Below are 12391 nucleotides of genomic sequence, written 5' to 3' on the forward strand. Positions count from 1 at the left end.
TTCGTTTTTATCCGGGTCGAACACTGACTTATCCCCCAAGCAACTTGCTGGCCAGCAGAAAATAATCCGTGGAATCCGCCAATAAAGCGACCATGATCAGCAACGTATTCATAAAAATCGGACGCTGCGTAAAAGGTTTGTATACGGTCGCCTCGTCGTTCTCGATCATGCTTATCAACCGTTCCAACTGAGCACTGACGGGTCCGGACTGATCTTGCGACTGGAGTTTCATGGCCCGCAAGCGCAGCATGCTCAATGCGTTTTCGCGGGCCGTATCGGCCGCTCTCTTGAGACGCTGGTCCCAATACAGCAACCATCCTACGCAAAAGCCTATGCTCAGTTTCATATAGAACGGCATGATCCAATTATCGAAATAACTGGAACAGGCCAAGACGAGCAGCAAGGCGACGATCAGAGGAGAGCCGATGAAACCGTAGATTTGCCGGGTCAGTTCTCCGATAAAACGAACGCTGATCCATTCGTTCAAATGATTCCGGCTATCGGAAACCTCATACCGGATTGAAAATCGGGTCAGGGCGTCCGAAGGCCACCGGATTCGATGCTCGTCGGCATCGTCGAACAGACAACCCTCGACCAAGGCGACGGCAACGATGACCGCGTCGGAGACCAGGACCAGAAGAATCAGCGAGGCCGGCAACAACAACCCCTGCAACAAAAGAATGTTGAGCGAAAACAGTTCTTCGCCGCGAAAAGGGACACCGGGAAATCCTGAAAACCACAACACCGTGATTTCCAGGGAAAACAAAGCGATAAACCCCCAAATCCAATTGCGCTTGCAATGCTTTTCCTGCCAGCTTCGCCATTGATTCATTAACGGGAAATCGGCTGACTCAGCGGCGGGCAGCATTTTGTTTTGCTTCAGCCATTTCGAAAAGGCGCGTGGAAAATCGGAGACCCGGAGGATAAAAAACCCGGCTAAAATAAAGGCAAAAAAGCGTATTGCTTGTGAAGGCCACAGGCTGACTCCCTCCCAAAGCGCATACGGCTCTATGGGATTCAATAAACCGTTCGGTCTGACGAAAAACCAGATAATCCAGGCTCCTATCGCAATAACGGCCAGGTTCACCCCGAAGAAAAATTTTTTTCCGGCTCTTTCGGATGAATGAATACTCCCGCGAGGAGGCAACTTTTTGTCGAAACACACGATGCCGTACATTAAAACGGTATAGAGCCCTCCCAGGATCGTCAGCTTGAGCATCAGAAAGCCGTCGAAAATACCGTTCGGCACCGCAAAAAGCCCGCAATGGATGCCGGCCAGCAAACTCCAGCACAGCACTACCATGGACGCAATAAACCACAATCCGGACCTTTGCCCGAGAAATTCTCTTGAGGGTTTAAACAGGAATAAAACGAAGCCCAAAAATGCGTTTAAAGACAATAACGAAGCACCGTTCCAGCTCTGCTCGAGCGGTTCCGGATGCAGACAAGGCGTGGATTGTTGACAATCCTGACGGGTGCTCAAATCGAAAGACCGGGTGCGCCCCACTTCGAATCGTCTTGCCAAGGGTTTCATTCCGGGCATCAGCAGCCTGTCGAAATCGGGTTGCCGGCTTGTCCTCAGCATGGACCGAATAGTCTCATCAAAAAATAAATCTTCTTTTGCATACTTGTCGATCGCAGCATGACTGTCGAATTGTTCGGCCAGGGCCATTTGCGTGGCAAGAAAAAAAGCCGTTTGAATGTCGTCCCGAAAAGGAGGGATGTCCTTCTGTAAATCCCGATGCAGCGTCAAACCGTAGCCGGACGCAATGACTAGGTTCCGCGCCCATTCGTTGTTTTTCGGTTCGGTTAATCTGGCGTCGAAGCCATTGGTGAAAAATACCGCATCCGGAAACTTGCCGTGCAGCGCTTCGATGATCAATAACTTGTCGTACGCATCGCTGCCCAATACCCCGATGGCCTTGATTGCGTGGGGCTCGTGATAATTCCAGTCCGGATCATTGCGTATTTCCTGATCCAGCCTTTCGGTCTGTGCCGCAAGCCGCCGGATGTAATCGAGCTGGCTGTCGCCGTTTGACTCTTCGATAAAATCGATCGCTTCCTTCCCGCTGCCGGTATTGCGTTCATTGCGATGCTGAGACTTGGCGGCGCCGCTGTCCCAATTGGGTTTTTCTCCGTCCAGGCCTCGAAGATAACTGGCCTGGAGAATAAATTGATCCCGAAGCGGGATGTTCTTGTTTCCGTCAGGCTGTTTGATATTTATTTCTCTGACGCAACGGTTCGCCGGTTCCTTTCTGGTAAACACGTCTCGGAAGGTATTGGTTAAATGCCAGGTGTAGAGACTGTCCCATTCGCCAACCAGGAGTATGCGGTCGCGTTTACCGGGTTCGATTCCCCTCAGTTGAAGCTCGTGTTTGACGGTCAGAGCCAGATCCCAGTCGGTGGCGGCGACGCGTAAAAACGGCAGATGGCGGGCTTCGAAATAGGCTTGAAGATTGGGATAAATGCCGGGACTGGAAGAATTATCCGCTTTATCCGGCGTGATACTCCACAAAAAATTGCATTCCCAGACCGTGGCGCTGGGCGAGTAATAGCGATAATTGCCGCCGACTTCTGTGCTGGCCATTTCGCCGGCCAAATCCTGCAGGATGCCCGAATTGAGGGGTCCCAGCACGGCGACGCGGCCTATTTCCGCCGTTTTCTTTTGATCGGCCCGATCTTTGCCGGACTGGCCAAGATAGTCTTCAACCAAGTGCTTGATCTTTTCGTGAGGGGTCATTCCAAAATCGTCGTTATTCAGCCACAGCACCAGTACCGGCGGGCGTTCGTAAGATCTTTCAGTTTTTACCGGCGAAGATCGGCCTTGGCGGATCGGCGGGTAAATCAGCCATTCGTAGGCTACCCGGGAGCTTTTCAACATGTCCGTGGCTTTGGTATTGAAAAATTGAATATGGCTCGAATTTTCGGGCATGTAGCGCAAAGCCGCATTAAATCCGGACAGGACCGCGTAACGCAATTTGCGCCGGGTCTCGCTATCTTCATAGTAAACGCCTCCCGGCAGCATCACCGCGATCACGTTGATTTTATCGAGGCCATTCGCCGCCGCTTTATTTTCAATGTCTTCGCGGATATTCCCGATACCGTTCCGAATCTCTTCAAGATGATCGGAGCCTTCTTTGTTATCGATCTTATCGACGTAATACTCTATCGCTTCAAACGGATCCTGCCAGGGCCGGGCATTCACCTGATGTACGACGGCCGATTCCGCGTTGCGGGGCCGGGATTCGTGAAACGGCTTCTGAGTAATGAACAGAGTGCCGGCCAGCAACGCCAGCAAGAGATAGTTGATGTTGGGAAACCAGCTCCTTGGTTTAGAGCCGTTTTTAGTTTCTGACATAGAGGCCGCCTCCGTTAATCTGATGGGTGCAAGTCGAAAGCTTGTAAAGAACCTACGCCTTTCCTCAGCCGCGAAGAAGCAAAGGAGGCTTGCAATCAGGGCTTTCGGCAAATCCGTACAGTGACTCCCGTCCTTACAGCTATCCGGCGGTAAACAAAGCGAGAATAACACGCACCGGATTGATTTTTCAATATGAGCACCACCATTTTAACCAGGCTCATGCTTACGCTTTCGTTTCTGAACAAAAGAGCGGCTGCGGCCGGCTTCTCGTGAAAAAATCAATCGATACGCGTTACCGCCCAGGATAAGGGCCTCTTCTTTCGGAGGCAAACCCAATAATTTTATTTTGTGCAGTTCAAGTCCCGGATGAAGCCAGGGGCCATCGGATCCGAAGATAAGCTTGCCCGCGCCCGCCCTCCGGACCGCCTGCACCAGATAATCGAAGCGACGCACGCCGGAGGTGTCGCTGTAAACGTTGGGATATCGCGCCAACTGTTCGATCACCCGCTCGTGAGCGCGCCAGTCGTCGGCGAAACTGCCAAGATGAGGGATGATGAAATTCACGTCGGGGTATTGCGGCGCAAACATGTCGATCACATGCGCCTTGCCGGCAACATCGACGATCATGGGCAGATTGAAAGCCCGCGCCGCCTCGCAGACTTCGCGGGTAGGCATGGCCTCAAAGCCGTGAATCTTCAGCCCTTTCAGGTTGAGCCGAATCACCGCCTCGTGCAGCATTTCATGCACGCGCCCGGCATCGCTTTTGGCGTTGACCATGGCAAATCCGATCAATCGCGGATGCCATCGCGCTACAATGCCGGCCAGCTCGCGATTGGCTTCGGAGTAATCCGTATGAAAAGCCGGAAATACCACCGTATGTTCAATGCCCGCATAACCGGCACGACGAAAGTAGGTTTCCAAAGGCGCATCGGTATTCCACGGCGCGGTCATGACGTCGCCTCGCCCCGCATGGCAATGGCAATCGATAATCATGAGCCGCTCCGCACAGTGATGTTTTGTTGAAGAGGCGCCGTTGCGGGAAACTTGATGTTGAGAAGCCTTTCGATGGGCCTCAGCAGAGTACGATCCGCCATCGGCGAGCTCAGGCGCAGCCGACGGGCAGGAACGGCGAAAATGGTAACTGGGCAGCCGTAGAGGTCGCAGGCTCAGTACGGATTTTTTAATCGAATCGCTATCGAACAGCGGAGAAAACAAAGAACGGAAAACCCAAATGCCCCTGCCATGGCCCCCAATACATAGAAGCCCTGGCTTCGCGAAAACCGGCCGATCTCAATGCAGGCAGAATGTCCCAGCCGAAATTCTGGAAACAAAGCGCGCCTTCGCTGGACACCGGATTGCCGTGAAATTCGGGAGGCAAGTGGTGTTGAATGGAGCCGTCGCTGAGTACGGCGGCTCGTATTTGCGTTGCGGGCAGCGCCGGAAAAAACGGAATGGTAAAAACCAGCATGCCCTGTCTTGACAAGACGCGCGCGCATTCGGCAAAGGCGGCGTGATAGTCCGGGATGTGCTCGAAAACATCCTGGGTGATGACAAGATCGAACTCGCCGTTTCTAAAAGACAGCCGGGTCAAGTCCTCGTGGCGGACGTTCTCCCCGCTATGCGCTATGGTTGCCGTTTGGCCGGGAAGGTATTCCGGGCCGACAAATTCGCTGCCGACGACTTCGGGCCATAGTTTTCGGACGGCTCTGAAGCTTGGGGTGGTGCATTCCGCCATATAAACACGACTGAAACGGTGCAAGTCCGTCTTGCGTAACAAAAAATCAAACACCGCACGCATTCGGCTGTTCAAGCCGCATTGCTCGCAGGCAGCCGTTTCCGTCCAGGCCGGATGGATGCTGCCGTCGGCATTGGCGTAGCCATAATGCCAGGTTACCTGCATTGGAGTGATCCCGAGACAGGATGCGCAATAAGCCTTTAGAGAAAAGCCATGGCGGGAAATCAACAAACGGTCGTCAATCGAATCAAGTACGCTGTAAAGATCCCTCCGATCGGCCTGCCCTGCATCATACTGTTCTTTATCATTAAACTCGCCTAACCAGATGGAAGGAAAAAAGTTGTTGATTTTCATTAAATTCCTCGGCTATGAAACGAAACCGCGATACCGGCCGTCCACAGTGACAGTTTTCAAAACGCTGGTTAATCCCTTCCGGCATAATCCTTGATTTCATCAAGAGCTCGTAGACCATAACCAACAGACGTACCGGAAATCGATCGCCACCGGTCAAACCGTAGCGTACGATTTGCCCAAGCCGCGCCGCAGGCGCTAAACGGCCTCGACCCGAACGATAGCGTTGCGGATCGGCTCCGGAATGCGGTTTTTCATGGCGCCGCTACCGTAGCAATCGGTCGATCGACCGGCATTCTTCCCCGGTCAATTCGAATTCGAAAATCGCCAGATCTTCCTGCATATGCTGCCCGGAGGTCGTGCCGGTCAACGGAATGATGCCGATCTGGGTCAGAAAGCGGAAAAACACCTGCGCGCTGCTGCGCCCGTAGCGAGCGGCCAGATGATTCAAAGTCTTGTCTGCCAGTACGCCGGGGTTGGCGGTCAGCGTCCAGAAGCTCTGGTAAACGATGCCGTGCTGCCGGCAAAACTCGCGCAAGGTCCGATCGTAACCGGTCTCGGCATGGAAGCGGTTCTGCAGCACCGCCGGTTTGATCCCGGCGGCATCAAATAAAAATTCGAGCGTCGAACGATGGTAGCAATTGCTGATGCCGAGCTGTTTGACCCTGCCCTCGGTAACGGCTTGCTCCATGGATTGCCAGGCTTCCAGCAGTTGTTGGCGGCTCGGCAGCGGCGAATGCAGGATCAGGCCGTCCAGGTAAGACGTTTGCAGATTCTCCAGAGAACACCGGATCGATTGCGCCACCTGATCGCCAAGGCTCGCCTTCGGATCGTACGGTATTTTTTGCGGATTGTGTCCGTCCACCGGCGTGAACTTGGTTTGCAGGTACAGCTCTTCGCGCGCCAGGACGCCGGCCTGAAAGCACGCGGCGATGCCTTCGCCGACGCCGGCTTCGTGGTAGTGTTTGGGTTGGCAGGCGGTATCGACGCCGCGAAAACCGGTGCGGATCGCCTGCTCGACCAGGCCTGCGGTTTTTTCCCGCTTCCATGCCGTGCCGTAAATGATTCGCGGCATCCGGACGCCGGAGGCGGATAATAAAAAGTCGTCAGGGTTCATAACATACTCCAGCACAGAAGATAAGGTCTTAAAGCCCGCATTTCGCCGAACGGTGCATCCGGCATTGACAACTCGATCTTCAGGAATCTCATTTTCCGGATGCCCCGGAGGTCATCCGAACAACCGGCCGGAATAAGGCCGCCGCTTACAAGCCGCCCCGCAACGGTTTGGCGAAAGCCCGGTCGTAATGGGGCAAGGCAATGAAAGCCTTGCGCAGTTCCTCATGCCAGCGGCGCTTCAACAATAACAAATAGTCGTCGTCCGCATCGAAACAATAATATTCGTCGAACGAATAACTGTCTCTGCGGTATACTAGCAGTTCCACCGGCGGACCGACGCTGGCATTGCTGCGTATCGTGGAGTCCATCGAAATCAGGCTGCACAGGCCGGCCTCGTCGAGCGGCGTCGACATCGTGATGAAACGGTCCAGGATCGGCTTGCCGTATTTGCTTTCTCCGATCTGCAAATAAGGCGTTTGCCGGGAGGTGGTGATGCTGTTGCCTTCGGGATAAACCAGATACGCCCCCGGCGGTTCGTCGCCCACCTGCCCTGCAATGATGAAAGTCGCGGTCGGGTTGAAGCCGGATTGCCCTTCGTCCTCGGCGTGGCGTTTTTGTTTCTCCAGACTTACCTGGCCCAAATAGTCGGCGGCCTCGGACAAATACTGCACGGTATTCAGATTGACCGGCGCGTTTTCGCGCTTGTCGCGCCGTAAACGTTCGACCACCGCCTGGGTTGTCGCCAAGTTGCCGGCGCTGAGCAAAACCAGGCTACGCTCCTCGCGGGTAGCAAATACGTGCATTTTGCCGTACGTACTGACATTGTCGATTCCGGCATTGGTTCGCGAGTCGGATGTCAATACCAATCCTTCATCAACCGAAACAGCGATGCAATAGGTCATCCGATTCTTCTCCAGAAAAAATGACAAGTCTACCTTAAATCCGTTTGGCGAGTCCAGTTGGAACGAGGCCTGCAACCGTATACAATATCCGCCCCGATCCAGCCCGATTCGACCCGATTTCATTCCCGTCCTTCCTGCCGGTTAATCCCTGTTTTTTCTGCGATGCGTTCAGCCGCATCGGTACCCGAACCGCCTCCGGACAGCCGCACCCCGCTTGCCATCGGCGGCACGCATAATTTGTCATGCCCGGCCGGGTAAATGCTATGATTTATAGGGTATTGTAAAAGCCTTCGCAGGTTTGGGCATCGGCAAAAAATACAGGGGCGACCTCGCAAAACGGATCATTGACCCAGGCTTAAAGGAAGTAATTATCCGTTTTAATTTGTTCAAATCCCTACGGCTTCGCTGCAAGAGGCCCGTCCATCCATTTCGTATCAGGAACAGGAGATAGTTGATGTTTACCCCCGAGACACAACAGGCCGTTGTGCTTTTGATCATTTTCGGCATGATGACGGCTTTATTCAAGGACTGGGCAAAACCGGTGCTGATTTTTCTGGCGGCCAACATCATTTTTCTGATCCTGGGCATCACCAGTTCCTCCGAAATGCTTTCAGGACTCAGCAACGAACAATTGCTGAGCATCCTGTTGCTGCTGGTGATCAGCGATGTGTTGCGCAAATCCGGCCTGCTGGACGTTTTTTTCAAATCGCTGTTTCCTCACGATCTGAGCTACCGGAACTTTTTATTGCGCAAATCGGTGGTCGTCACCGCCATTTCGGGAGTCGTCAACAATACGCCGCTGGTCGCCATACTGATGCCCTATGTCTATGAATGGTGCCGGCATAAAGGCATTTCTCCTTCCAAAGTCATGCTGCCGTTGTCCTATACGACGTTGTTGGGAGGCACGCTCACGCTGGTAGGCACTTCCACTAACCTGGTCGTCAACGGCTTTGTCACGGAAGCCGGATTTCCGCCGCTTAAATTTTTCGATTTCACCCTGCCTGGAATCGGCGTGGCTTTAATCGGCGTTGGCTACATCGTCTTCATCATGCCCCGCTTTCTGCCCGATCGGAAGGGCCTACTCGAAAACTACAATCAATGCCTTCGGGAATATATCGTTGAAACGTACATAGCCGAAAATTCGCCGCTCGTCGATAAAACGATCGAACAGGCCGGCTTGAGAAATTTGAAAGGACTGTACCTGGCCGAGATCATCCGGGGCGAGGAACTGCTGCCGGCCGTGGGCCCCACCGAAAAACTCAAGGAAGGCGACATCCTGATTTTTGCCGGCGAAACGGCCACCATCGTCGATTTGCTGCAATTGAATCCGGGTCTGTCCTTGCCGGGTTCCATCATGAAGGAAGGAAAGGAAAAGGCCAACGTCGTCGAATGCATCATCTCGGCCCAATCGGCATTGATCGGCAAAACCTTCCGGGAATCCAATTTCCGCGCGTTGTTCGACGCGTCGGTGGTGGCGGTCAGCCGCAACGGCGAGCGCCTGCGCGGAAAACTGGGCGACCTGGTGCTGCAACAAGGCGACTTGCTGCTGCTGATGACGGGACACGATTTCGACGACCGCTCCAATGCCAGCAACGACCTGTTTGTCATCAACCGGCTGAAGGACATCACCAATTTCAGCCCGATGAAAAGCGCCTTGCTGGGCGTGGGCATCGCCGCGGCCTTTATCCTGAGCGCCTTTGGTATGTTTACCCTGTTCAAGGGATTGCTGCTGATCATGTGTCTGATCGCGCTGCTGAATTTCGGGCGCTACAATGAATTGAAAGCCAGCCTCGATCTGGACTTGTTTTTTGTGCTCGCGCTCGCTCTGGGATTCGCCAAAGCCATGCACAACAGCGGGCTGGACGCCACGATCGCGGCCCTGATCAAAGAGTCGGCGCTGGAGCTCGATCACCCGGTGGCCCTGCTGTTTATCGTTTACCTCGCCACCAACGTGCTGTCGATGCTGGTCTCCAACAAAGCCGGAGTCGCCATCATGTTTCCGGTCACCGTCTCGTTATTGAAGCTGATGGCCATTTCGGAGCCGGCGCCCTACTTTCTCGCGATCGCTTTTGCCGGTTCGGCCGAGTTCATGACCCCTTACGGCTATCAGACCAATTTGATGGTCTACGGCCCCGGCGGCTACCGTTTTCGCGATTACCTCCGCGCCGGCTGGGTGCTGTCGCTGATGTGCATGTTGGTGAGCGTCAGCATCCTGGCTTCCGTTTACCGATTGTGGTGAAATTGAGAAACGCCTCTTTGAATAAGGATTTCGTCAAAGTTAACTTGACGATGTGGCCGGCCCGCCGCGCCCACACAGTTTCGATTTCGGGAGGTTATTTTGGCTGAATTCCGAAGTAAAAACGCTTGATCGATTGAAAACGGCACGAGGCCTGCATCATTGAGTCTTGTCGTCCAACAGTTTTTAAAAACGGTTAGCCGGGAATACTTATCTTTCCCCCGCTCCTGGCTTTTTCACTCTTACGCTTGGCAGTCCGCTAACCCTCTCGGACGGTGCCCCAATAGCGCCGTTCCAAACCCGCAAAAACTTAAAGATGCAGTAGCGTCTGTTTCCCGTTAAAAATTTAAAGTGCTCGAAGATAAAACCGCTCGATCAAATTCGGCCGTGCGTTACGAGCGGTTTCATACGTTTCATTTTGATTCATATTGAATCAAAATATAGTTTCATTAAAACATATTATGAAACATTATTTCATACACAAGCCATCTCATTTATCCAAATATCTTATTATTAAACAATAATATATAAATTTTTCCGAAATTGGCACGAATATGGCGTAGTTAATTTCGAAGGCTGTAAAGACCGGCTTTCGTAACACAATAATCAACTACCAAATTTGGAGGATGCCAATGAACTTAAAATTAATCATCAGTGGAATCGGTATATGCCTGACGGTCGGCTGCGCGACCGCTACCCCGCCTGTTGAATCCGCAGCGGAAAGCGAACATTCGCATACGGCTCTAGCTTCTGCCGCACAACCCAAGTACAACCCGGTAATGAACCCCCGGCAAATCGAACATCCCAACACCCTGGGTTTTAACGATCTGCACATCCAGGCCAAGCGGCACTTGAAACCGGATGTCATGGACATCAAAGATCCCAAACTGAACGCCATCGTCCATCACCATTGCAAGGCCTATGACGACGGCACGCTGGTTTGTTTGATGTTCCCTTCCGGAATGAAGGCCCAGGATAAACCGATCGGTTTCGAATACATCATTACTACCGCGCAATTCAATTCGCTACCCGAAAAAGAAAAACATTACTGGCATTACCATAAAGACGAAGTAGGCCGGGCCTGCGCCACTTTCCCGGATCTGACCAAGGAAGAGACCGATAAGCTATTGCCGGCCATCCATGAAACGTACGGCAAAGTGATTTATTTCCAGAAGCCGGAAGACAAGTTTCCCTTAGGCGAACCCTATATCCTCAATGTTCATGAAATGCCGGATTTTAAAAAATAGCCTCCTCCAAATGATGCACGGTTAAGTGCCTATGGCTATCCGTCGGCGGGATGGACTTGTGGTCCCGCCGACGTTTTTTTCAATGATTAATCCCATACCGGGGGAGGAAAACGTCATGGTCGAATTCATGTTGAAAATCTTTTCCGCCATTACGGGCATCAATATGCGGGACCATCACGATACGCCGTTTGCCATGCCTTTATTATTCATGATTTTTGTGGCGTTCATGATTACGATAACGGTACTGCATTTTATCGATGACCGCAGCGAAGAACAGGAGGATCACTCCGACAAATAACTTTTGAATATTCGCTTCCGGCAACAAGGCGGTTAATGGCCGTGGCGCCGGAAGCAACCGGATGAACAGACCAAAAACATAACTCGACCCGAAAAGAACAACCCATGGCTAAAAGAACAGTCAGATTCAGGCTGAAGCGGCCGCCTCGCTGCCCGCCGGTTTATTTGTCCATTGTCTTGATAACGATAGCAAGCGCCGATGCGAACGCGGAGTGGCGAAGCCAAGTAAACGCCGGCTCCTATTACACCGACGATGTCGCCCTTTTTTCGGTGACGCGGCGGTTGTCTTTGCAGGACGATCCGACCCAACCCATCGTCGATCGTCCTCAACAAGGCGGCGATTTTGTCTTCGAGCCCAAAGCGGAACTTGCCCTGATGGGAACGAATTCCTGGGGTGAAGCCGAATTTTCGGCCAACGCCGACGGCTATTTGTTTACCGATCAAAGCGCCTATTCGCACGGATTATTCGAAGTCAAGCTCAGCCAGAAATGGATGGCCGGCACAAAAGTCCAGCTTGAATACAACCTTATCCCGGATTTGTTCATCGGTAAGAATGAATTCATCGACAGCGAGGGTCTGACGAAAGATTACGACGAAAAATTAACCAGCCATCTTTATGTCATTCAGGTCGAACAAGCCTTAAACGACAAGTTGACGGTACGTTTGCTCAGCCGTTACGGCGTGCGCAACTATAATGCGCCGTTCCGGCATCGGGACACCCGATTCTGGACGCTCGGCCCGCACCTGGAATGGATAATCACCCCGGAGATCGAATTATTGATCGGATACCATTACGAACAAGGTTCCGCAAAACCGGAACGCGCCGCCGGGTATGCCGATGACGTGTCGTATATCAATCATTACGCGTCCGCCGAACTCAAGGTTCTATTGGCGGAAAAATTAAGCGCCAATCTGATTTTCGACTTCGAAAAAAACGATTTCACGTCGGCCGATCCCCGTGATGAACATTATCGGGCCTTTGAAACGGTTTATCAGGGCGAAGCGGAGTTGGTTTATGAACTGAACAGCTCCCTGATGATGAAGCTCGGGTGGCAACACGGCCAACGTCGGTTAAGTTCCGAAGCACAAACAGTAACTAACAACAATATCTGGCTTGGGATTGAATATCTCCTTTGAGCAGATGAACGC

The 12391-nt window shown here is 52.7% G+C and carries 9 protein-coding genes; 4 read left to right on the forward strand and 5 right to left on the reverse strand.

Going from position 1 to position 12391, the window contains the following annotated elements:
• Window positions 1–28: 28 nt before the first annotated feature.
• The 5 genes from A3OW_RS0106405 to A3OW_RS0106430 all read right to left on the reverse strand — a co-directional run bounded on the left by A3OW_RS0106405 (window position 29) and on the right by A3OW_RS0106430 (window position 7462).
• The gene (locus A3OW_RS0106405; protein WP_157385805.1) at window positions 29–3358 is read right to left on the reverse strand and encodes a hypothetical protein; all 3330 of its coding nucleotides are present in this window, start codon (window positions 3356–3358) and stop codon (window positions 29–31) included.
• A gap of 207 nt (window positions 3359–3565) precedes the next feature.
• On the reverse strand, window positions 3566–4351 hold the full coding sequence (locus A3OW_RS0106415) for an amidohydrolase family protein (RefSeq protein WP_020562601.1): 786 nt from the start codon (window positions 4349–4351) through the stop codon (window positions 3566–3568).
• Between the two features lie 199 nt (window positions 4352–4550).
• Window positions 4551–5447: a class I SAM-dependent methyltransferase gene (locus A3OW_RS26295; protein WP_020562602.1), complete on the reverse strand. Its 897-nt coding sequence runs from the start codon at window positions 5445–5447 to the stop codon at window positions 4551–4553.
• 262 nt (window positions 5448–5709) lie between these two features.
• The gene (locus A3OW_RS0106425) at window positions 5710–6561 is read right to left on the reverse strand and encodes an aldo/keto reductase family protein (protein ID WP_020562603.1); all 852 of its coding nucleotides are present in this window, start codon (window positions 6559–6561) and stop codon (window positions 5710–5712) included.
• 145 nt (window positions 6562–6706) lie between these two features.
• Window positions 6707–7462 carry a peptidase gene (locus A3OW_RS0106430; protein ID WP_026223379.1) on the reverse strand — a complete coding sequence of 252 codons (756 nt, stop codon included), beginning with the start codon at window positions 7460–7462 and terminating at the stop codon, window positions 6707–6709.
• A gap of 454 nt (window positions 7463–7916) precedes the next feature.
• Between A3OW_RS0106430 and A3OW_RS0106440 the strand changes: the two genes are divergently transcribed.
• The 4 genes from A3OW_RS0106440 (at window position 7917) to A3OW_RS0106455 (ending at window position 12379) form a co-directional block, all read left to right on the forward strand.
• Entirely contained in the window at window positions 7917–9701 is a 1785-nt protein-coding gene (locus A3OW_RS0106440; protein WP_020562606.1) for an SLC13 family permease, read from the forward strand.
• Between the two features lie 629 nt (window positions 9702–10330).
• A complete protein-coding gene (locus tag A3OW_RS0106445; RefSeq protein WP_157385806.1) occupies window positions 10331–10945 on the forward strand; it encodes a DUF1264 domain-containing protein in 615 nt (204 codons plus the stop codon).
• Window positions 10946–11027: 82 nt separating this feature from the next.
• Entirely contained in the window at window positions 11028–11243 is a 216-nt protein-coding gene (locus A3OW_RS24255; protein ID WP_020562607.1) for a hypothetical protein, read from the forward strand.
• Window positions 11244–11347: 104 nt separating this feature from the next.
• Window positions 11348–12379, forward strand: coding sequence for an outer membrane beta-barrel protein (locus A3OW_RS0106455; RefSeq protein ID WP_020562608.1), 1032 nt, complete (start codon window positions 11348–11350; stop codon window positions 12377–12379).
• Window positions 12380–12391: the final 12 nt, after the last annotated feature.

This window comes from Methylosarcina fibrata AML-C10, from assembly GCF_000372865.1.
Taxonomy (GTDB): Bacteria; Pseudomonadota; Gammaproteobacteria; order Methylococcales; family Methylomonadaceae; genus Methylosarcina; species Methylosarcina fibrata.